We start from the raw sequence: 20241 nt of genomic DNA on the forward strand, positions 1-20241 counted from the left end.
AGGTAAGCCAAGCTCCTTCGAAGGAGCTTGCACATCTCTTCGAAGAGATTTGGCGCCGCAGGCCCTCACCGGACCTGCGGCGCCGCGCGTTCAGCGGATGCGCTGCCCGTTGGCCAGAAGATGGCCGTCGGCGTCCACTTCGATGGTCGAGGTCATCGTGTCGGGCTCGGACCCGGCCACGGTGAACATGCCCAGCATCATCCGCGCGCCCATGGCGTCTTGCTGGCTCAGCAGCCCCATGGCGATAAGCTTGTCGATCAGCCCATTGGCCCCGGCGAGGGTGAAGTTGACCGCGCCTTCGGGCCGCGGCATGCCGCCATAGCTTTCGGTGTCCTCGTTGTGGAAGGTGAAATCCCCCTCCCCGGTGATCTTGGCGCCCGCCACCTCAAGCGTCAGGCTGTTGAGCGACAGCGCATTGAGCTCGGCAGGGGCGGTCTCTTCGCCTTCAAGCTGCGCGAGATCGGCGGGATCGAAGATCGACACCAGCGGCGTCGCCTTGCCGGTGATATCGAACGCCAGCGTCGCCGGATCGCGCGGCAGGCTGCCGCCGGGATCGAAGATGCCCCAGATCTGATCCGACACGGTCAGCCCGCCCAGGGTGAGGCCAAGCGCCAGATCCTGCGGGGTGTCGGATTTGGCCAGCGGCAGGGTCATATTGTAGGCGACCTTGTCCATCGCGGCGCTGACCGGGAAGGGCAGAGAGCTGCCCTCGGCCTCGTAGTTCAGCGTATCGAGCGACAGAGCGTAGCTCAGATGCGTGCCGTCAATCGATCCCTCGAAGCTGCCGCCTTTCGAACTGCTGCTGCCGGTCATCGTCTCGCCGTCCTGAGTGACCGCAAAGCTCGCCTGCCCGGTCTCATAGGTGAAGCGCCCGTTGCCCTCGAAACCCGCGGCCATGAAGGCGGCGGCATCCTCGCTGCCCATCTCGTCGGGGATCACCGACATGCCGCTGCTGGCCAGACCGGTCATGCGTCCGGAGATTTGCCCGGTGGCATTCTCTTCCTCGGGGTTGCTGCCCGACAGATCGTAGCGCAGCTCGTCGGTCTTGTAGCTGTGGCTGTAGCGCCTTGTGCCGTCGCTGCTGTCCACTTCGGAGCTGCCGCTGAGCGGGCCCGTGGCAAGGCTGGCGCTGATCACCTCACGCGGCAGTTCCTCGCCTTCGGCCACCAGACGCACCAGATCGAGCGATGTGGCGGCGGCGCTATAGCTGTAGTCCATCGCCTCCGGGGTGCCGGACGCGATCATCTCCAGCGCCTCCTGACCCAGTTCCAGCGTCATCTCGACCGGCTCGGCGCCCTCTTCGGTGACGCGAATGTCAATCGGCATCGGGCTGGGGAAGCGGATTCCGACAGTGCCGTCGCCGAGGTCTTCGAAGGTCAGATCACCGAAGGCGACCGTCACGTCGCCCGCGGCCTGCGCCTCACCGGCGGCCACCGCCATGGTGAGCGTGAGATCGCTGAGCAGCAGATTTCCGCCGCTGGGGCTTTCGGTCACCGAGACCTCATAGCCGACCCCCTCGAGCATGCCCGACAGGTCATCCCACACCTGTTCGGGGGTGACATCCGCGAGTGCGGGCGGCGTCAGTGCCAATGCCGCAACACCGGCTCCCATGACCCCAGTCAGAACACGCATCCCCAATCCCTTCCATGGCGTATATCGCAATCAATGGCCTAGAGTTCGCCTCCGTATCCCCCGGGGTCAAGGGGGTGGACCGTGGATAGCGCTGTGTTTACCAAGGAGGGGATTTCCAACCGATGGGGCAATCCATGGACCTGACAGGGAAAACCGCGCTGATCACCGGAGCGAGCCGCGGCATCGGCGCCGCGGCGGCCCGGCTTTTTGCCGAGGCTGGCGCGAATGTGGCGCTGGTGGCGCGCAGCCGCGAGGCGGTGGCGGAACTGGCCGGAGAGATCGGCCCCAAGGCGATCGCCATCCCCTGCGACATCTCGCGCTACTGGGAGATGGATCAGGCGGTTCAGGCCTGCGTCACCGCCTTTGGCGGGCTCGACATTCTGGTCAACAACGCGGGGGTGATCGAGCCGATCGCGCCGCTGGCCGGGGCCGATCCGGACGCATGGGGGCAGGTGATCGACGTCAACCTCAAGGGCGTCTACCACGGCATGCGCGCGGCGCTGCCGCTGATGCTGGCGCAGGGCGGCGGCACGGTGCTGACCATCGGCTCTGGCGCGGCGCACCGCCCGCTTGAGGGCTGGTCGGCCTATTGCGCCTCGAAGGCCGGGGCGCTGATGCTGACCCGCATGGCGGACGAAGAGGGCCGCGCCCGTGGCATCCGCGCCATCTCGCTTTCGCCGGGCACGGTGGCGACGCAGATGCAGCGCACGATCAAAGCCTCTGGGGTGAATGCGGTGAGCGCGTTGGAGTGGGAAGATCATATTCCGCCCGAGTGGGTGGCCAAGGCGCTGCTATGGATGTGCGGGCCGGAGGCGAATGGCTTCCTCGGCGATGAGGTCTCGCTGCGCGACGAAGGCATTCGCAGCAAGATCGGCGTCGCATGATCTCGCTGGAGAAAGAGGGCGGCTACTGGTTGGCGGTGATCGACCGCCCGGAGAAGGCCAACTCTCTGACGCCGGAGATGCTCGAGCGCCTGTGTGAGATCGCCGAGGCGGCGGTCGAGGCGCGGGTGCTGGTGCTGACCGGGGTGGGCAAGGTGTTCTCTGCCGGTGCAGACCTCGAGGCGGCGCGCGCCGGGCTTGCCACCTCGCCGCTCTGGGAGCGGCTCTCGGGGGCGATCGCGGCATTGCCCTGTCTGACCATCTGCGCGCTCAACGGCACGCTGGCGGGGGGCGCTATGGGCATGGCGCTGGCCTGCGATCTGCGCATCTCGGTTCCGGGGGCGAAAGTCTTCTATCCGGTGATGAAGCTGGGGTTTTTGCCGCAGCCCTCCGATCCGCCGCGTCTGGCGGCGCTGGTTGGTCCCGCACGGGCCAAGATGATCCTCATGGCCGGGCAGAAGGTGCCGGTGGAAGAGGCGCAGGTTTGGGGACTGATCGACCGCATCGTGCCGCCCGACCACCTTATGACGACCGCGCGGGCACTGGCCGAGGATGCGCTGGGCGCGGCGCCGGATCATGCGGCGGCGATCAAGGGGCTTATTCGATAGGTTTCTAGGCATGCCGGGATTGCTCCTTTTGTGATTGGCGCAAAGCTGGACCGCGCGGCCTGTTCTGCAGGCCAAGTCATGCGGCCTGACTGCGGGGTTGCGCGGCTTGCGGGGTGCCAAGATCGAACTCGGCGACCAGAGCGGCCAGCCGCTGCGCGCCTTCTGCCAGTTCGGTCGAGGCATCGCGACTGGCATCGGCCACGGCGGTGTTCTGCGAGGTGAGGTCACGCAGGCGCGCGGTGGCGTTGTTCACCCCCTGCAATTCGCGGCTTTGCGCCTCGGCGGCGGCGCTGACGCTTGAGAGCACCTCGTCAACGCGAAGGATCTGCTCGAGGATGGCCTGCAGCGCCTCGCCGGTTTCGCCCACCAGATTGACGCCGCCGCTGACCTCTCGAGCGCTTTCCTCGATCAGCCCCTTGATTTCGAGCGCCGCGTCGGCGGAGCGGCTGGCGAGACCCTGAACCTCCATGGCGACCACGGCAAAGCCTTTGCCGAACTCTCCGGCGCGTGCGGCCTCAACCCCGGCGTTGAGCGCCAATAGGTTGGTTTGGAAGGAAATATCCTCGATCACCGCGGTGATCTGCGCGATCCGCCCAGAGCTTTCGGCGATGCGGTCCATGGCGGCGACGGCATTGCGGACCACCTCGCCCGAGCGGTCGGCGCGGCCCTTCGCTGCGTCGGCGAGCCCCTTCACATCACGCAGAGAGGCGTTGGTTTCGGCCAGCGTCCGGGTCAGCCCCGAGACCGTCTCGGCGGTGCCGCCAATGGTGGCGACCTGCTCGGTGGTGCGTTCGGCCAGATCGGCAGCAGAGCTGCGCAGGCTGCCAGAGCGTTCCTCTAGCTCGCCCACCGTGTCCGAGACCGCCCGCATCACCTCGCGCAGGCGGGTGGTGGCGGTGTTGAAATCGGCGCGGATGGCGTCGTACTCCGCGGCCAAAGGCGCGTCGAAGCGCAGGGTCAGATCGGCGCGCGCGAGTGCGTTCAGCCCCTCGGTCATGAGGTCCACGACCTGCTGGTGGCGGGCATTGAGTTGCGCCTCATCCTCGGCGCGTTTCTCGATCGCGGCGCGCGAGAGCTGTTTGAAGCGATAGATCGACTGCGCCATGCGGCCAATCTCGCCGCGGCTGTTTATATGCGGTACCCATGCCTCGAAGCGGCCCTCGACAAACTCCATCATCACATCGGTGAGGCGGCGCAGGCGGCGGGTGATGAACTCGGTCATCACGGTTGCCAAGGCCGCCAGAACAAGCGTTGCCACAAGCGTTAGCGCGCCGGTGATCATGAGTGTGCGCCGCGCAGCCTGCGTGACCGAAAGCGCCTGCGCCGAGATCTCGGTGTTTAGGTCGGTCTCGGCGGCGCGCAGCGCGTCGATCCATGCGGTGGAGGCGGCAAACCATTCCGTCGCGGTCAATGTGCCGCGCTCGCCACCATAGGGCAGGCCAGCGATCATCTCGACCATCGGGGTCAGTGCCTGCGCCGGGGCGCTGTCATTCAGATCGCTCAGCATCTGCGGGCGATCCAGAGTCAGCGCAGCCCGGGCCAGAAACGCCTCTTCCTGCGCGATGAGTTTCATGAACCGCTGGTGCACGGCGGGCGGGAAAACATCCGTGCCAAGGCCCGTCGCCCCCATGGCGCGGGCAAGGCCAGCGCTTTCCTTCGCCATTTCAATCTGTTCGCGCGCCTCCATCAGGGCGGAGCCGGGCGAGGCATGGGTATTGCCGCGCATGAGACCCGCGGCATGCATCAGATCGTCAATCAAGCCTGTGTAGAAAGTCGCGAGTTCGGGAACGCTGAGCGTGAAGCGGTCAATGCTTTGGCGGGTCTGGGTCAGCGCTTCGATCCGTGTCTGCGCAGCGGCCATCACCGTGCTTGCCGCGCGTTCGGTTTCGGGCAGCCTGCCTTGCAACTGGTCGAGGGCGGCATCGGTGGCGGCACGCTGAGACGTCAGTTCGGTGCTGAAATTCTCGCCTCTGGAGGCCGTAAACCCTGCGGAATATCCGCGTTCTTTCTGCAGTTCATGCACGAGATCCGACAGTATCTCGGATTCGGCGGCGATGGCCGCGACCCGCGCCTGTTCGTCGGCGCTGTGCTTGAGGCGCAAGACCTCGTGCCCGGCGAAGTAGAGCACAAGTGCCAGAAGCGGGCCGAGCGCGGCGAGAAGAATGAGGCGCAGGCTCATGTCAGCGTTCCATCGTCAGGGCAGTCGCGGCCCATCTGACGGGGGCTAGGTGAAGGTTTACTGAACGCCGAGGAAGAACGCGGAAGAAAATGTCTTGGAGTTTAGCGGAAATGGAAAAGCCCTGTCCCCGCGGGGACAGGGCAGGGCGCCTTATTGCAGCGCGGCGGTTACAGCCTCTTTGGCGTCGCCGCCGGCCAGCGTGGTCACCCCGTCGAGCCAGCCGTCCAGAACGCCCGGATTGGCCTGCAACCATGCGGTGGCAGCCTCCTCGGCATCGGTGCCGTCATTGAGGATCGCGCCCATGATCTCATTCTCCATTTCCAGAGAGAATGAAAGGTTTTCCAAGAGCTTGCCTACGTTGGGGCACTCTTGGGCATAGCCCGCGCGGGTGTTGGTGTAGACCGTCGCGCCGCCGAAATCGGGGCCGAACCACTCGTCGCCACCCGACAGATAGGTCAGCTCGTAATTGGCGTTCATCGGATGCGGCTCCCAGCCGAGGAAGACGATCGGCTCGTCGCGACCCGAGGCGCGGCCGACCTGCGCCAGCATGCCCTGTTCAGAGCTTTCCTTGACGTCGAACTCCTTGAGGCCGAAGGCGTCGGCCTCGATCATGTCGAGGATCAGCCGGTTGCCGTCATTGCCCGGCTCGATGCCGTAGATGGTCTCGTCCAGCTCATCGGCATGGGCGGCGATGTCGGCGAAATCCTTGATCCCGAGCGCGGCCCCGGCGGCATTGGTGGCCAGCGTGTATTTTGCGCCTTCGAGATTGGCACGCAGGGTCTCGACGCTGCCCTTCTCGCGGTAGGGGGCGATGTCGGCCTCCATCGTGGGCATCCAGTTGCCGAGGAACACATCCACATCGCCACGGTCCATCGAAGTATAGGTGACGGGCACCGAGAGCACTTTGACGTCGGTGTCATAGCCAAGCGCGCCCAGAACCACGGTTGTGGCGGCAGTGGTGGCGGTGATGTCGGTCCAGCCGACATCGGCGAAGGTGACGCTGTCGCAATCGGCCTGAGCCGTCCCTGCGGCGGCCAGCGCGGCAATCAGCGCGAGGCGGGAAATGGTCATGGTAGCTCCCCTGTTGATTTTGTGGCGCAAGTAAGCGCGCATCCTTGGATTTTTGCAACCGGATGAGGCGGCAAGCCCTCTCGCCTTTGCCGTGTGGGCTGTGGCACTGTGGGCGCAAACAACGACCCGGAGACAGGCATGGCAGAGCTCGAGACGAAGATTGCACAGGGGCGCGGCGACGCGGCGGCGGAACTGGTGCTGAAGGGCGGGCGTATCCTCGATCTGATCACCGGCGAGTTGATCGCGGGGGATGTGGCGATCTGTGGCGACACCATCGTCGGCGTCTATGAGAGCTACGAGGGCACGCGCGAGATCGACGTGAAGGGCGCGATCCTCGTGCCCGGGTTCATCGACACGCATCTGCACATCGAAAGCTCGCTGGTCACGCCCTTCGAGTTCGACCGCTGCGTGACGCCGCGCGGGGTGACTACGGCGATCTGCGATCCGCATGAGATCGCCAATGTGATCGGCGCGGCAGGGGTCCGGTATTTTCAGCAGGCCTCGGCGCATACGCTCATGGATATCCGCGTGCAGCTGTCGTCCTGCGTGCCCTCGACCCATATGGAGACCGCCGGGGCGGAACTGCTGGCCGAGGATATCGCCGAGCTGATGGGCCATCCTTCGGGCATCGGGCTGGCGGAGTTCATGAACTACCCCGGCGTGATCTTCCGCGACCCCGAGGCGATGAAGAAGCTGCGGCTCTTCGAGGGCAGGCACATCGACGGGCATTGTCCGCTGCTCTCGGGGCGCGATCTCAACGCTTATGTGGCGGCGGGCATCCGCACCGAGCATGAGGCGACGAGCGCCGAGGAGGCGCTGGAGAAGCTGCGGAAGGGGATGCGGGTACTGATCCGCGAGGGCTCGGTGAGCAAAGACCTGCACGCGCTGCAGCCGCTGCTGAACGAGCGGACATCGCCCTATATGTGCCTCTGCACCGACGACCGGAACCCGCTGGATATCGGCGAGCATGGGCATCTCGACTACATGATCCGCACGCTGATCGAACTGGGCACGCCGCCTCTGGCCGCCTATCGCGCCGCGTCGCTGTCGGCGGCGGAGGCCTTTGGTCTGAAGGATCGCGGCATGATCGCGCCGGGCAAGCGGGCGGATATCGTCGCCATCGACAGCCTCGAGGGATGCCACGCGCAGATGGTGCTGGCGGGCGGCGTGGTGGTGGATGACGCCGCTTTTGCGGCGCGCGAGACGATCCCCGAGGTGGGGCGTTCTTCGGTCCACGCGCCGAAGCTGACGGCGCAGAGCTTCCGCGCCACCGCCAACCGCGAGGAGACCGACGTGATCGGCATCCGCGAGGGGCAGATCCTCACCGATCACCTGCATGAGACCATCGTGATCGAGAACGGCGACAAGGCACCAGACGTGGCGCGCGATCTGATCCGCATCGCGGTGGTCGAGCGGCACGGCAAGAACGGCAATATCGCCACGGGCTTTGTGCGGGGCTTCGGGCTGCAGAAGGGGGCGATTGCCTCGACGGTCTGCCACGATCACCACAACATCGCCTGCGTCGGGGCCGATTATGCCGATATGGCGGTGGCGTCGAACCGACTGGCCGAGATTGAGGGTGGTTTCGTGGTGGCGGCGGAGGGCAAAATCCTCGCCGAACTGGCACTGCCGGTGGCGGGGCTGATGAGCCTCTTGCCCTTTGAAGAGGTGCGCGACCGGCTGGTGGAGCTGCGCGCCGCGGCGCGCTCGCTGGGGGTGACGCTGGAAGAGCCCTTCCTGCAGCTGGCCTTCCTTGCGCTGCCGGTGATCCCCGCGCTGAAGATCACCGATCGCGGCATGGTGGATGTCACGAAGTTCGAGATCATCCCCGGCTGAGCGGGATCACTCTTCGTCGTCGTCCTCGTCATCGTCGTAGAACGGCGTGACCTGGGCGACGATCACCGAGTTTTCCTCGAGCGCGCGGGCCATCAGCTCGCGCTCATTGTCGTCGATGTCCATGCCCTGCGCCTTGCGCTCTTCCTCGGTGCCGTAGCCGGTCACGTCGAGCGGGTTCATGTCGGCCTGCTTGAGGATCGCCACGGTCTCGCGCACCGCCTCGGCCTCGTCCACGCCCGAGGCGTAGCACAGCAGTCCGGCGCCGGTTGCGCCCTTGGGGAGCCCGTCGCCATCCTTGCGGCCGACCTCGACCAGAAGCGTGTAGACCTGCTGTTTCGACGGTTTCTTGCCCATGTTCTTTCGCTCCGCGATGCCTGCCGCCCGCAATGCGCAAGCGGCAGGGACATGTCAAGCGGGGGCATCTTTGCCCCGCGCTAGGCGTCGCCGCGAAGGCGCGGGGACCGGGGCAGGGGCACTGCGGCAATCTTCGCACATCGCGGGCGCCTCATAGCACCTTCTAATCGTGGCTCGAATCTGTCACCGTCCGCACATGCTGGATCACATGAGCATCGCTGTCTCTGACATGGCGCGTTCGCTGTCATTCTATCGCCATGCGCTTGCGCCGCTGGGGATCACGCAGCTTATGGCACGAGGGGATGATGGGGACGGCACCCCGAGCCACGTTGGGTTTGGGACCGATTTCAAACCATTCTTCTGGATCGGCGCAGGCGAACCCGTTCGCGGCAGTATCCATATTGCGTTCACCGCGGCCTCGCCCGAGGTTGTTGACCGCTTCTACGCCGCCGCGCTTGAGGCTGGTGGCCGCGACAACGGAAAGCCGGGGCTGCGTCCCGAGTATCATGCCGGATATTACGGCGCGTTTGTGCTCGATCCTGACGGCTGCAACATCGAAGCGGTTCATCACGATTTCTCAGCCTACCGCTGATCCTGTCCCTGCCAGCGGCGCGGGCTCGGACCGTCAAGCGCTGCGGCTCAGGGGGCGATCACCGCGACCGCAACGGCGCAGCCGTAGATCGCCATCAGCAGCACGCTCTCGATGCCGATGCGGGCAGGCCCCTCGCGCTGGCGCAGGATCAGCCCGCCAAGCAGGATGGCGGTCATGATAAGGCCGGTGGCCAGCCAGTAGAGATCGGTCTGGCCCATGGCGTGGTAGATCGACCCGTCGCGATAGGCGACATCCGAGAACACCATGAAAAGCGTGTCGAAGGTGTTGCCGCCGATGATCCCGCCCACGGCCAGCTGCAGCGCCCCGCGGCGCACGGCGACGAGCGTGGTGATCAGTTCGGGCAGCGAGGTGACGACGGCGGTGATCAGCGCGCCGACGAGGCTGGAGCCGAGGCCGAAGCGGGTGATGAAGGTGCTGCCGACTTGGCTGATGACCCAGCCGCAGAGCCCCATCACCGCCACCAGAGCGGCGAAGATCAGCGCCGGGCGCATCACCGGGGCATGCGGGTCGTTCTCTTCATCGGGCTCGTCATGGCGGGTGTCGGGCGTCTCCACCGGCTGCCACATGGGCTGCTCGCGCACAGAGGCAGACAGCCGCACCCCCGCGACATAGGCCGCGAACATGATCACCGAGACGGGGTGGATCTGCCAGATGGTGAACTCGGGCCCTGCGGCGGCGGCCAGCGGCAAGGTGAGCAGCAGCATGAGCATCACCGCCTGAAAGAGATTGGCGGGCTCGGCGGCGGCATGTTCGAGGTTGGCGCGGCGGTGCAGCAGGTCGGCGATCGCGAGGAACAGCGTCTGCGCGGCGATGCCGCCCACGGCGTTGGAAATGGCGAAGCTGGCGTCGCCATCGGCGGCGCCGCTGACCGAAACGACCACGCCCGAAAGCGAGGTCGCGCCGCCGAGCAGCAGCCCGCCGGCCATTGCCTCCCCCATCTTGGTGCGGTCGGCGATGACGTCGGCCAGCGTGGTGGCACGCACAGAGACGGCCACGACGATGGCACCGGCGACGGCGAAGACCGCCAGCAGAAGCGGGAGGGAAAGTTCGGAGATCACCGGGTCAGCGCAGCTTGCGATAGCCCCAGATCAGCAGGCTGGCGCCTATGATGCCGACGATCAGCTGCGGGATCCACGTGTTCGCGGCATAGATGCCGACCAGCGAGAGGATGAGGTTGAGAACCACGGCACCGATGATGCCGAGGATGATGTTGGTCAGAATGCCGGTGTCGGCCTTCATGATCATGGAAGCGATCCAGCCGGCGAGTCCGCCGACGATGATGGAAGCGATAAGGCCGAGACCCATAGCGTATACCCCTGAATAAATTCTTGACGCAGAGTGAACGCCTTGGGCGGGCGATGGTTCCTCACAAGAGGCGCAGCGCGCAGGTCTACGCAGGGCCGACAAAGAAAAAGGGGCGCTGGATGCGCCCCTTTTCCGATACCTTGCGCGGGCCGAAACCCCAGCGCGATCAGTCGCGCAGCAACTCGTTGATGCCGGTCTTCGAGCGGGTGCGCTCGTCGACGCGCTTCACGATCACCGCGCAATAGAGGCTGACGCCGTTCTTCGAAGGCATGGAGCCCGCGACGACCACCGAGTAGGGCGGCACTTCGCCGTACATGACTTCGCCGGTCTCGCGGTCGACGATCTTGGTCGACTGGCCGAGGAAGACGCCCATGCCGATCACCGAGCCCTCGCGGACGCGCACGCCTTCGACCACTTCCGAACGGGCACCGATGAAGCAGTTGTCCTCGATGATCACCGGGTCCGCCTGCAGCGGCTCGAGCACGCCGCCGATGCCGACGCCGCCCGACAGGTGCACGTTCTTGCCGATCTGCGCGCAGGAGCCGACGGTGGCCCATGTGTCGACCATGGTGCCGCTGTCGACATAGGCGCCGATGTTGACGAAGGAGGGCATCAGCACCACGCCGGGGGCGATGTAGGCGGACTTGCGGACGACGCAGTTGGGCACGGCGCGGAAGCCTGCGGCCTTCCACTGGTTGTCGCCCCAGCCTTTGAACTTGCTGTCGACCTTGTCCCACCAGCCGCCGGCCTGCGGGCCGCCGTCATGCTGCTCCATGTCCTTGATGCGGAAGCCCAGAAGCACGGCCTTCTTGGCCCATTGGTTCACGACCCATTCGCCGTCGACCTTCTCGGCGACGCGCAGTTCGCCCGAATCGAGCGCGTTGAGCGTGTCTTCGATGGCGTCGCGGGTCTCGCCAGTGGTGGCGGACGTGATGGTGTCGCGCGCCTCCCAGGCGGCTTCGATGGCAGCTTCGAGCTGGGCGTTGGACATGTGCATCTCCTGTCACTCGGGTTTACAGCCCTATAACGGGCGCTTGCCCCGGCGACAATGGAGGCTTTGGCCGCGCCCCGGATGCCGCCCCGCATGCCGCCTTGGATTGCCTTTGGGGTGGCGCACGGGCCGCGCCGCAATGCCGACCATTGGGTGCTATATCCGCGCGCCGCTTTGGGCTATCGTGTCCGGCACCATAAGACTTGAGCGGCCGGCGCGCTGCGCGAAGGCCGCCCGAACAGGGAAGGATATCGCCATGTGTCAGGTCTTTGCCGGTCAGGAGCCGGAGCGCTACGCGACCACCACGCGCCGTCTGCGGCTGAACGGCCAGAGCACCAGCATCCGGCTGGAGAACTCGTTCTGGGCCATTCTCGACGAGATCGCCGAGGGCGAAGGGGTGACCACGCCCGCCTTCGTGTCGAAGCTGCATTCCGAGGTTCTGGAACAGCGCGGCGAGCCGTCGAATTTCACCTCGCTGCTGCGCTGCGCCTGCCTCGTGTTCCTTGAAAGCAAGGCGGCGCCCGCCGCGCCCCTGCTGGCCGCCGAATGAGCGCCTGATCTGCCGGTGCGCCGGGTAGTACGTCGTTACTACCCGCCCCCCTGCGCCTCTCGTCTAGACTTGGGTTCAACACGGATCCGAAAGACAAGACGAGGAGCATCCCTTGGCCAAAGCCATCCACAGCATGATCCGCGTGCTCAATGAGGCGCGCTCGCTGGAGTTCTACGACAAGGCCTTTGGCCTGAAAGTCGCCGACCGGCTCGACTTTCCCGACTTCACGCTGATCTACCTGAGCAATTCCGAGAGCGGCTTCGAGCTTGAGCTGACCGTCAACAAGGACCGGGCCGAGCCCTATGACCTTGGCGACGGCTACGGCCATTTCGCCGTCTCGGTCGACGATCTCGACGCGGAACACGCGCGCTTCGAAGCCGAGGGGCTGGCCCCGCGCAAGCTCGTCGAGTTCGCCCCCGCAGGCGAGATCGTGGCCCGCTTCTTCTTTGTGGCGGATCCCGACGGCTACCAGATCGAGGTTCTGGAGCGGAGCGGACGTTTCAAATGAGGCAATGACAGGTCCGGCGGAAGGGGAAGAGGAGCCCCGCCGCCGGGATATTGATGGGAGGAGACCACATGACGATCACTGCAAGCCACCGGAGCCCCAATCGGGGTCTTACCCGGCGCCAGCTGCTGTCGCGCGCCAGCGCGGCGGGGGCGTCCTTTGTCGTGGGGGCGGGCTTTGTCGCCGCGCCCGACGCGGCATGGGCGGCCGAGACCACCAGCCTTGATGCCCGCGTCTTCGCGACGCTGGTGCAGATGGCGCGGGACATCTACCCGCATGACAAGATCCCCGACGAGAACTACGTGATCGCGGTGAAAGGCTATGACAGCCCCGAGGCCGCCGAAGGCATCACCGCTGGCATCGCCGCGCTGGATGCCGCGGCGCAGGGCAAAGGCTTTGACAGCTATCTCGATACCGGCTGGGAGCGCGACCGCGTCGACATCCTGCGCGGCATGGAGGAGAGCGCCTTCTTCCAGCAGGTGCGCGGCGGGCTGGTCACCGGGCTCTACAACCAAAAAGCCGTCTGGCCGATCTTTGGCTACGAGGGCGAGAGCTACTCGCAGGGCGGTTACATCAACCGCGGCTTTGACGACATTGCGTGGCTCTGAGGGGAGGATCGAGACATGGCTGCACCTTTCGACATGAATGACGACAGCGTCGTCGTGATCATCGGCACCGGCGCTGGCGGCGGTGTGCTGGCGAACGAGCTTGCGCAGAAGGGCGTGAGCGTCGTGGCGCTGGAAGCGGGCGGGCGCTACCTGCCCGAGGACTACATCAACGACGAATGGGAGAGCTTCGGCCAACTGGCATGGACCGATGCGCGCTCGACCAGCGGCGACTGGCGGGTGGCGAAGGATTTCTCGGGGCTGCCTGCGTGGATCGTGAAAGCGGTCGGCGGCACCTCGATCCACTGGGCGGGCGCCTCGCTGCGGTTCCAAGAGCATGAGTGGAAGGCCAAGACCACCTATGGCGATGTGCAGGGCGCAAACCTGCTCGACTGGCCGATCGACGCCGCCGAGATGGAGCCGTGGTACGCCAAGGCCGAGGACAAGCTGGGCGTCACCCGCACCGGCGGGCGCGAGGGGTTGCCCGGCAACAACAACTACAAGGTGCTCGAGGCCGGGGCGAAGGCTCTGGGCTATGAGGAAGTGCACACCGGGCGGATGGCGATCAACTCCGCCGATTACGACGACCGCATGGCCTGCCAGCAGACCGGCTTTTGTTTTCAGGGCTGCAAATGGGGGGCCAAATGGTCGGCGGCCTATACCGACATTCCGCGCGGTGAGGCGACCGGCAACCTCGAGGTGCGCGACCATGCCCATGTGGCGCGCATCCTGCATGACGACAGCGGCAAGGCCACCGGCGTCGAGTATTACGACAAGGATGGCAACCTGCAGATGCAGAAGGCGCGGATCGTCTGCGTCGCGGGCAATTCCTTCGAGAGCCCGCGGCTGCTGCTGAACTCGGCCTCGTCGATGTTCCCTGACGGGCTGGGCAACAGCTCGGGGCAAGTGGGGCGCAACTACATGCGGCACACCACCGGGTCTGTTTACGCGATCTTCGACAAGCCGGTGCGCATGTGGCGTGGCACCACCATGGCCGGGATCGTGCAGGATGAGGCCAAGCACGATCCGTCGCGCGGCTTCGTCGGCGGCTACGAGATGGAGACGCTGTCGCTGGGTCTGCCGTTCATGGCGGCCTTCCTCGATCCCGGCGCATGGGGGCGCGAGTTCACCACGGCGCTGGATGCCTACGAGAACATGGCCGGGCTGTGGATCGTCGGCGAGGATATGCCGCAGGAGACCAACCGGGTGACGCTGAACCATGACCTGAAGGACCAGTTCGACCTGCCGGTGGCCAATGTGAACTTCAGCGATCACCCCAACGATATCGCCATGCGCAACCACGCCTATGGGCGCGCCAAGGCGATCTATGAGGCGGTGGGCGCGACCCGAACCCTGCCGACGCCGCCCTATCCGTCGACGCATAATCTCGGCACCAACCGCATGTCGGAAAACCCCCGCGACGGGGTGGTCAACAAGCACGGGCAGAGCCACGACGTGCCGAACCTCTTCATCTCGGACGGCTCGCAGTTCACCACAGGGGCGTCGGAGAACCCGACGTTGACCATCGTGGCGCTGGCCATCCGGCAGGCGGATCACATCGCGCGCGAGATGTCGGCGCAGAACATCTGATCTCTGCCTGAGCAGGGTTTGGGGGCGCCGCGCTTTGCGGCGCCCCTTTTTTGTTTTGTGGAAGGGGAGGGGGGGCGCTGCCCCCGCCCGCCTGCGGCGGCCTCCCCCGGGATATTTTTGCCAAGAGGAAGGTGCGGGCGCGGTATGGCGTGCGTCAGCCGAAGGGGTCGGGGGCGATGTTGCCGCCGCAGAGCAGGACCGCCACACGCTCGCCCGGATCGGGGCGATAGGCGCCCGAGCGCAGGGCGGCGAGGGCGGTTGCGCCAGCGGGCTCGACCAGCAGGCGATGGCTTTGCCACAGGCAGTGCTGCGCTTCGGTGATCGCGTCGTCGCTGACGGTGAGGCTGCGGGCGAGATGCTGCTGCGCCAGCCCAAGGCAGATATCGCCGATGCGGCGCGCGCCGAGCGCGTTGGCGGCCACGCCCGAAGCCTCGACATCCACCGGTGCGCCAGCGTCGAGCGCGGCGGCAAGCGTGCGGGCGCTGTCCGGCTCGACGGCGACGATGCGGCGCGCGCCCTGCAGCCACGCCAGCGCCCCGGCGATCAGCCCGCCGCCGCCCACCGCGATCAGCACGGTGTCGGCCTTTAGCCCCTGCTGCTCCCATTCGCGCATCATCGTGCCCTGACCGGCGACGGTCGCGGGGGCGTCATAGGCGTGGATCTGCATGGCGCCGGTTTCGGCCTCATAGGCGCGGGCCTGCTCGAGGGCGTTGGCATATTCGCCGGGCACCACGGTCAGCGCCGCGCCGGTGCGCTCAATGAGGGCGATCTTGGCGGGACCGGCGATTTCGGGGACGAAGATCTGCGCGCGGTGGCCGAGCCGCGTTGCCGCATAGGCCACGGCGGCCCCGTGATTCCCGCCCGAGGCGGCGACCACGCCAGCGGCGGGCACATCACCCGAGAGCAGCGTGTTGAAGGCGCCGCGCGCCTTGAAACTGCCGGTATGCTGCATGTGTTCGAGCTTGAGCTCGACCGGATGGTCCCACAGCACGGCGCTTTGCATCAGCGGTGTGCGCTGCACATGGGCATCAATGCGCTCTGCGGCGGTGGCGATCTCGGCTTTCCAGTCCATTTTCAATTCCTTTGCTGCCCTTGCCGCCGGGCACGCTATATTCGGAGTCTGAGCAGAACAAGGACGGCCGACAATGAACGACGAACGCCATTCCATCTTTCGCGATGCGGGCCACGACCGGAAAACCGCCGAGGCGATCCCGGACACGCCGCAGACCCGCGCCCCGTCCTATCGCCTCGCCTTCGCCGACGAGGCCTTCCTGTGCCGGGAAGAGCTGCGCCCGGTGCGGCTGCAGCTGGAACTTCTGAAACCGCAGTTGGAACTGGACGAGCGCCAGATCGACAGCACCGTCGTGCTGTTCGGCGGCGCGCGCATTCCGGCCCCTGCCGACAAGGACAAGGCGCGCACCAAGACGCTGGCGGACCTGTCGCGATTCTATGAAGAAGCGCGGCTGTTCGCGCAGGCCATGACGCGCAAATCCGTCGCCAGCGGCAACCGTGAGTTCGTGGTCACCACCGGCGGCGGTCCGGGTGTGATGGAAGCAGGCAACCGCGGCGCCGAGGAAGCGGGCGGCGTGTCGATCGGGCTGAACATCGTGCTGCCGCACGAGCAGGCGCCGAACGAATATGTGACGCCGAACCTGTGCTTCAACTTCCATTACTTCGCGATCCGCAAGATGCATTTCCTGATGCGCGCGCGGGCGATCTGCGTCTTTCCGGGCGGCTTCGGCACGCTGGACGAGATGTTCGAGACGCTGACCCTGATCCAGACCGGGCGCATGCAGCGGGTTCCGATCCTGCTGTTCGGTCGGGAGTTCTGGGACGGCATCATCAATTGGGAGGCGCTGAAGGAGGCGGGCACGATCAGCCCCGAGGACCTCGACCTCTTCCGCTTCGTGGAGAGCGCCGATGAGGCCGCGCATCTGATCGAGGAATGGGATCCGGCACCGCCGCGTGAGGATATCCCGGGGCGCTGACACCGCGCCTGCGGGCGGCAGGCGGAAGAACTGGCGCTAGAAAAGGAAAGAGGGGCGGCGCTTGCGCGGCCCCTCTTTTGCGTTGGTGGTATGGCTGTCCGGGTCGGCTGCGGCGTCAGAGCGACTTTGCCTCATCGGCTTTGGCCGCGGGCTTTTCTCCATGCTCGACCCAGCGGGCGATGATCTCGCGGGCAAGAATTTCGTCGCGCTCTGCCACGGCCTGCCGCAGGTCCTTCATCGCGGTGGCGATCTCGAACTCGGACAGGTAGCTCTCTTGCGCGCGCAGGATCTTGTGGTGCGGGGTGGTCAGCATATCGGTGGAGATCAGCAGCTCTTCGTGCAGCTTCTCGCCCTTGCGCAGGCCGGTGACCTCGATCTCGATGTCGCCGTCGGGGTTCTTGTCGTCCTTCACCGAATAGCCCGCGCCTTCGATCATCTGGCGCGCCAGCTTGTGGATCGGCACCGGTTTGCCCATGTCGAGCACGAAGACGTCGCCGCCGCGCGAGAAGGACCCGGCCAGCAGCACGAGGCGGGCGGCTTCGGAGATGGTCATGAAGTAGCGCGTCACCCGGCGGTCAGTGAGGGTGACCGGACCGCCCCGGGCAATCTGCTCTTCGAAGAGCGGGATGACCGAGCCCGACGAGCCCAGCACATTGCCGAAGCGGACCATCGAGAAACGGGTCTCGCTGGACCGGGTGGCGAGATCCTGCACGATAAGCTCGGCTAGGCGTTTCGACGCGCCCATGACGTTGGTCGGGCGCACGGCCTTGTCGGAGGAGACGAGGATGAACCGCTCGACACCGGCTTCACGCGCGGCCTCGGCGACGATCTTGGTGCCCAGCACGTTGTTGCGCATGCCAGCGATGACATTGCTCTCGACCAGCGGCAGATGCTTGTAGGCGGCGGCGTGGAGCACCACATCGATCCGGTAGTCGCGCAGCACTTCGGCGATCAGCGTGTCATCCATCACCGAGCCGAGCACGGGGGTGATGTTGAGCCCCTCGGAGAGATCGCGCAGTTCTTTGTCGATGTTGTAGAGCGCCAGTTCGGAGTGATCGAGGGCGACGATGCACTCGGGCTTGCAGCCCAGCAATTGGCGGCACAGCTCCGAGCCGATCGAGCCACCGGCGCCGGTGATCAGGATGCGGCGTCCGGAGTAGGCGTGGCTGACGCCCGGAAGCTCGCTTTCGAGCCGGCCGCGACCGAGAAGATCGTCAAGCGAGACCGGCGAGACGCGCTTGCGCAGTTCGCCTTCGCCGACCAGTTCGGCAAAGGACGGCAGCGCGTGCACCTCGCAGCCGATGCTGCGCAGGCGGTGGGCGATGCGGGCAAGCTCCGGCTGGCGGATCGAGGGCATCGCCAGCACGACGCGGTCGATCACCTTGGTCTCGATCAGGTGTTTGATGGAGGAAGGCGCATGGACGCGCAGGCCAGAGACCACCAGCGATTGCAGCGTGGGGTTGTCGTCGACGAAGCAGACCGGTTCGATGGCATCATCATGGCGCAGCGCGGCGACCAATTGCTGGCCGGTCTGGCCCGCGCCGTAGATCAGCACCCGCATGCGCCGGTTGCTGCGACGGTAGAGCCCGATGGTCACATGGCGCAGGGCGATCCGCCAGGTGGCGCTGAGCACCATCAGCAGCAGCACGAGGTTGAGATAGACCGCCGCCTTGATAGGCGTTCCAAAGGCGGCATCGAGGACAACGGCGGCGATGCCGGTCAGGACCGAGAAGAGCGCGGTGCGGGTGATGCCGCGGGTCTCGAAGGCGTTGAGCTTGATCCTCGGCAGTTGCAGGCGCCAAGAGATTGCGCCGCCAGCGACGATCATCAGGGCGACCAGCGGAACGAGCTGTGTCGCGTCGGGAAGATCGCTGCGGACCGTGGCGTTGAGCAGAAGCGCTGCCGCCATGGCGATGCCGACCATAAGCATGTCGAGCACAAGAAAGATCAGCTGCTTCTGCAGGCGCGGCATGCTGATCACAGATTTGTAGAAGCGCGCGCGCGATCTGCGAAGCTTCAGTCTTGGGAGAAATCTGGCGATTCCCGATGGCCGCCCTGAAATCTGCTGCCTCTTTTCCGCTCGCCGCATGGCTCGATCTGCCCAAATGGTCTTCAAATACGTTTATGTTCTACTCACTTGCCTAAACATTGGACAAGTGCCCTAAGGGGAATGCCATGCAGAAGAGCGGAAAACCCCGGCGAACCCCTGCCCAATGCCACGAAAATCATCATCCGTGAAGGGAAACCCTTCGAATTCATTACATTCGGGGCGAAGGAGGGCGAATGCGTGGTTTTTTCGCAGCGCACGCCGGTTTCGGCGCCTCTTCCACTGGAAAACAGCCCTTCCGCATATAGGTGGCATGCGGTAAGACGCGCGCCAGCTTGCAGCGCGGGATCCGCCCGCGCGCAGCACTTAGGAAGGAGAGCCAGAACCATGGGCTACAAGGTCGTTGTTGTCGGCGCCACGGGGAACGTGGGCCGCGAAATGCTGAACATCCTCGCCGAACGCGAATTCCCGGTCGACGAAATCGCGGTACTCGCGTCGCGAAAATCCCTCGGCACCGAGGTGAGCTTTGGCGACAAGACACTCAAAACCCAGGATCTCGCCACTTTCGACTTCACCGGCTGGGACATGGCGCTGTTTGCCGTGGGCTCGGGTCCGACGAAAGAATTCGCACCGAAGGCCGCAGCTGCGGGCTGCGTCGTGATCGACAACAGCTCGCTCTACCGCTACGACCCGGACGTTCCGCTGATCGTCCCGGAAGTGAACGCCGACGCGGTGCACGGCTATTCCAAGAAGAACATCATCGCCAACCCGAACTGCTCGACCGCGCAGATGGTCGTGGCGCTGAAGCCGCTGCACGACCGCGCCAAGATCAAGCGCGTCGTCGTGTCGACCTATCAGTCGGTTTCGGGCTCGGGCAAAGAAGGTATGGACGAACTCTGGGAGCAGACCAAATCGGTCTACAACCCGGTCTCCGAGGTGCCGCCGAAGAAGTACCCCAAGGAAATCGCCTTCAACGTCATTCCGCACATCGACGTCTTCATGGAAGACGGCTCGACCAAGGAAGAGTGGAAGATGGTCGCCGAGACCAAGAAGATCGTCGATCCGTCGATCAAGCTGACCGCGACCTGCGTGCGCGTGCCGGTCTTCGTGGGCCACTCGGAAGCGATCAACATCGAGTTCGAGGACTTCCTCGACGAAGACGAAGCCCGTGACATCCTGCGCGAAGCGCCGGGCATCATGGTCGTCGATAAGCGCGAAGACGGCGGCTACATCACTCCCAAGGAATGTGTCGGCGATTTCGCGACCTTCATCAGCCGTATCCGTCAGGACCCGACCATCGAAAACGGTCTGAACCTGTGGTGCGTGTCGGACAACCTGCGCAAGGGCGCGGCTCTCAATGCCGTGCAGATTGCAGAGGTGCTTGGGCAGAAAGTGCTCAAGAAGGGCTGAACGCCGTAAAATCCTTAATGACTTCTTAAAGCCCGCCCCCTCTAGGGGCGGGTTTTTACTATGTTTTTTAGAGTTT

General features: G+C 65.4%; 19 protein-coding genes. 10 read left to right on the top strand and 9 right to left on the bottom strand.

Annotated elements, in window-relative coordinates; genetic code table 11:
- Positions 1-90: 90 nt before the first annotated feature.
- Positions 91-1632, bottom strand: coding sequence for a DUF2125 domain-containing protein (locus tag G0A00_RS07280; protein WP_164180059.1), 1542 nt, complete (start codon positions 1630-1632; stop codon positions 91-93).
- 134 nt (positions 1633-1766) lie between these two features.
- Between G0A00_RS07280 and G0A00_RS07285 the strand changes: the two genes are divergently transcribed.
- Positions 1767-2516, top strand: a complete 750-nt coding sequence (locus G0A00_RS07285) for an SDR family oxidoreductase (protein WP_164180061.1) — start codon at positions 1767-1769, stop codon at positions 2514-2516.
- Positions 2513-3121: an enoyl-CoA hydratase/isomerase family protein gene (locus G0A00_RS07290; protein ID WP_164180063.1), complete on the top strand. Its 609-nt coding sequence runs from the start codon at positions 2513-2515 to the stop codon at positions 3119-3121. Before G0A00_RS07285 ends, G0A00_RS07290 begins: the two co-directional genes overlap by 4 nt.
- A 76-nt stretch (positions 3122-3197) precedes the next feature.
- Here G0A00_RS07290 and G0A00_RS07295 read toward each other — a convergent pair whose 3' ends face one another.
- Positions 3198-5300 carry a methyl-accepting chemotaxis protein gene (locus G0A00_RS07295; protein ID WP_164180065.1) on the bottom strand — a complete coding sequence of 701 codons (2103 nt, stop codon included), beginning with the start codon at positions 5298-5300 and terminating at the stop codon, positions 3198-3200.
- 150 nt (positions 5301-5450) lie between these two features.
- Positions 5451-6371, bottom strand: coding sequence for a choline ABC transporter substrate-binding protein (locus G0A00_RS07300; RefSeq protein WP_164180067.1), 921 nt, complete (start codon positions 6369-6371; stop codon positions 5451-5453).
- Positions 6372-6509: 138 nt separating this feature from the next.
- Between G0A00_RS07300 and ade the strand changes: the two genes are divergently transcribed.
- The gene (gene ade, locus G0A00_RS07305; RefSeq protein ID WP_164180069.1) at positions 6510-8207 is read left to right on the top strand and encodes an adenine deaminase; all 1698 of its coding nucleotides are present in this window, start codon (positions 6510-6512) and stop codon (positions 8205-8207) included.
- 6 nt (positions 8208-8213) lie between these two features.
- Here the strand turns inward: ade and G0A00_RS07310 are convergent, their stop codons facing one another.
- Positions 8214-8561 carry a hypothetical protein gene (locus tag G0A00_RS07310; RefSeq protein WP_066103815.1) on the bottom strand — a complete coding sequence of 116 codons (348 nt, stop codon included), beginning with the start codon at positions 8559-8561 and terminating at the stop codon, positions 8214-8216.
- 208 nt (positions 8562-8769) lie between these two features.
- Here G0A00_RS07310 and G0A00_RS07315 point away from each other — a divergent pair, with 208 nt between their 5' ends.
- On the top strand, positions 8770-9153 hold the full coding sequence (locus G0A00_RS07315; RefSeq protein ID WP_235952959.1) for a VOC family protein: 384 nt from the start codon (positions 8770-8772) through the stop codon (positions 9151-9153).
- A gap of 47 nt (positions 9154-9200) precedes the next feature.
- On the opposite strand, the gene G0A00_RS07320 is transcribed toward G0A00_RS07315, so the two are convergent.
- The 3 genes from G0A00_RS07320 to dapD all read right to left on the bottom strand — a co-directional run bounded on the left by G0A00_RS07320 (position 9201) and on the right by dapD (position 11470).
- Positions 9201-10232, bottom strand: a complete 1032-nt coding sequence (locus G0A00_RS07320) for a sodium:calcium antiporter (protein ID WP_164180071.1) — start codon at positions 10230-10232, stop codon at positions 9201-9203.
- 4 nt (positions 10233-10236) lie between these two features.
- Positions 10237-10479 (bottom strand): GlsB/YeaQ/YmgE family stress response membrane protein, encoded by a 243-nt coding sequence (locus G0A00_RS07325; protein WP_066103819.1) that lies wholly within the window; start codon positions 10477-10479, stop codon positions 10237-10239.
- 166 nt (positions 10480-10645) lie between these two features.
- Positions 10646-11470: a 2,3,4,5-tetrahydropyridine-2,6-dicarboxylate N-succinyltransferase gene (dapD, locus tag G0A00_RS07330; protein ID WP_066103821.1), complete on the bottom strand. Its 825-nt coding sequence runs from the start codon at positions 11468-11470 to the stop codon at positions 10646-10648.
- A gap of 256 nt (positions 11471-11726) precedes the next feature.
- On the opposite strand from dapD, the gene G0A00_RS07335 reads away from it, so the two are divergent.
- The 4 genes from G0A00_RS07335 to G0A00_RS07350 all read left to right on the top strand — a co-directional run bounded on the left by G0A00_RS07335 (position 11727) and on the right by G0A00_RS07350 (position 14720).
- Positions 11727-12020, top strand: coding sequence for a ribbon-helix-helix domain-containing protein (locus tag G0A00_RS07335; protein ID WP_164180073.1), 294 nt, complete (start codon positions 11727-11729; stop codon positions 12018-12020).
- Positions 12021-12132: 112 nt separating this feature from the next.
- Positions 12133-12528, top strand: a complete 396-nt coding sequence (locus tag G0A00_RS07340; protein ID WP_164180075.1) for a VOC family protein — start codon at positions 12133-12135, stop codon at positions 12526-12528.
- A 68-nt stretch (positions 12529-12596) separates the two neighbouring features.
- Positions 12597-13133 (top strand): Twin-arginine translocation pathway signal, encoded by a 537-nt coding sequence (locus G0A00_RS07345; RefSeq protein ID WP_164180077.1) that lies wholly within the window; start codon positions 12597-12599, stop codon positions 13131-13133.
- A 15-nt stretch (positions 13134-13148) separates the two neighbouring features.
- Complete coding sequence (locus tag G0A00_RS07350) at positions 13149-14720, top strand: GMC family oxidoreductase (RefSeq protein WP_164180079.1); 1572 nt, start codon at positions 13149-13151, stop codon at positions 14718-14720.
- A 154-nt stretch (positions 14721-14874) separates the two neighbouring features.
- On the opposite strand, the gene G0A00_RS07355 is transcribed toward G0A00_RS07350, so the two are convergent.
- On the bottom strand, positions 14875-15792 hold the full coding sequence (locus G0A00_RS07355) for a threonine/serine dehydratase (RefSeq protein ID WP_164180081.1): 918 nt from the start codon (positions 15790-15792) through the stop codon (positions 14875-14877).
- A gap of 73 nt (positions 15793-15865) precedes the next feature.
- Between G0A00_RS07355 and G0A00_RS07360 the strand changes: the two genes are divergently transcribed.
- A complete protein-coding gene (locus tag G0A00_RS07360; protein WP_066103832.1) occupies positions 15866-16708 on the top strand; it encodes a TIGR00730 family Rossman fold protein in 843 nt (280 codons plus the stop codon).
- Positions 16709-16823: 115 nt separating this feature from the next.
- Here the strand turns inward: G0A00_RS07360 and G0A00_RS07365 are convergent, their stop codons facing one another.
- Entirely contained in the window at positions 16824-18680 is a 1857-nt protein-coding gene (locus G0A00_RS07365; RefSeq protein WP_164180083.1) for a nucleoside-diphosphate sugar epimerase/dehydratase, read from the bottom strand.
- Between the two features lie 462 nt (positions 18681-19142).
- Here G0A00_RS07365 and G0A00_RS07370 point away from each other — a divergent pair, with 462 nt between their 5' ends.
- Positions 19143-20165 carry an aspartate-semialdehyde dehydrogenase gene (locus G0A00_RS07370; protein ID WP_164180085.1) on the top strand — a complete coding sequence of 341 codons (1023 nt, stop codon included), beginning with the start codon at positions 19143-19145 and terminating at the stop codon, positions 20163-20165.
- Positions 20166-20241: the final 76 nt, after the last annotated feature.

Source organism: Salipiger sp. PrR002, assembly GCF_010500775.1.
In the GTDB taxonomy this organism is placed as follows: domain Bacteria; phylum Pseudomonadota; class Alphaproteobacteria; order Rhodobacterales; family Rhodobacteraceae; genus Salipiger.

Bases quoted from the DNA above. Each gene is read 5' to 3' on its own strand.
- G0A00_RS07280 (WP_164180059.1), bottom strand. From the start codon at position 1,632: ATGCGTGTTCTGACTGGGGTCATGGGAGCCGGTGTTGCGGCATTGGCA.
- G0A00_RS07285 (WP_164180061.1), top strand. From the start codon at position 1,767: ATGGACCTGACAGGGAAAACCGCGCTGATCACCGGAGCGAGCCGCGGC.
- G0A00_RS07290 (WP_164180063.1), top strand. From the start codon at position 2,513: ATGATCTCGCTGGAGAAAGAGGGCGGCTACTGGTTGGCGGTGATCGAC.
- G0A00_RS07295 (WP_164180065.1), bottom strand. From the start codon at position 5,300: ATGAGCCTGCGCCTCATTCTTCTCGCCGCGCTCGGCCCGCTTCTGGCA.
- G0A00_RS07300 (WP_164180067.1), bottom strand. From the start codon at position 6,371: ATGACCATTTCCCGCCTCGCGCTGATTGCCGCGCTGGCCGCCGCAGGG.
- ade (WP_164180069.1), top strand. From the start codon at position 6,510: ATGGCAGAGCTCGAGACGAAGATTGCACAGGGGCGCGGCGACGCGGCG.
- G0A00_RS07310 (WP_066103815.1), bottom strand. From the start codon at position 8,561: ATGGGCAAGAAACCGTCGAAACAGCAGGTCTACACGCTTCTGGTCGAG.
- G0A00_RS07315 (WP_235952959.1), top strand. From the start codon at position 8,770: ATGAGCATCGCTGTCTCTGACATGGCGCGTTCGCTGTCATTCTATCGC.
- G0A00_RS07325 (WP_066103819.1), bottom strand. From the start codon at position 10,479: ATGGGTCTCGGCCTTATCGCTTCCATCATCGTCGGCGGACTCGCCGGC.
- dapD (WP_066103821.1), bottom strand. From the start codon at position 11,470: ATGTCCAACGCCCAGCTCGAAGCTGCCATCGAAGCCGCCTGGGAGGCG.
- G0A00_RS07335 (WP_164180073.1), top strand. From the start codon at position 11,727: ATGTGTCAGGTCTTTGCCGGTCAGGAGCCGGAGCGCTACGCGACCACC.
- G0A00_RS07345 (WP_164180077.1), top strand. From the start codon at position 12,597: ATGACGATCACTGCAAGCCACCGGAGCCCCAATCGGGGTCTTACCCGG.
- G0A00_RS07350 (WP_164180079.1), top strand. From the start codon at position 13,149: ATGGCTGCACCTTTCGACATGAATGACGACAGCGTCGTCGTGATCATC.
- G0A00_RS07355 (WP_164180081.1), bottom strand. From the start codon at position 15,792: ATGGACTGGAAAGCCGAGATCGCCACCGCCGCAGAGCGCATTGATGCC.
- G0A00_RS07360 (WP_066103832.1), top strand. From the start codon at position 15,866: ATGAACGACGAACGCCATTCCATCTTTCGCGATGCGGGCCACGACCGG.
- G0A00_RS07365 (WP_164180083.1), bottom strand. From the start codon at position 18,680: ATGCCGCGCCTGCAGAAGCAGCTGATCTTTCTTGTGCTCGACATGCTT.
- G0A00_RS07370 (WP_164180085.1), top strand. From the start codon at position 19,143: ATGGGCTACAAGGTCGTTGTTGTCGGCGCCACGGGGAACGTGGGCCGC.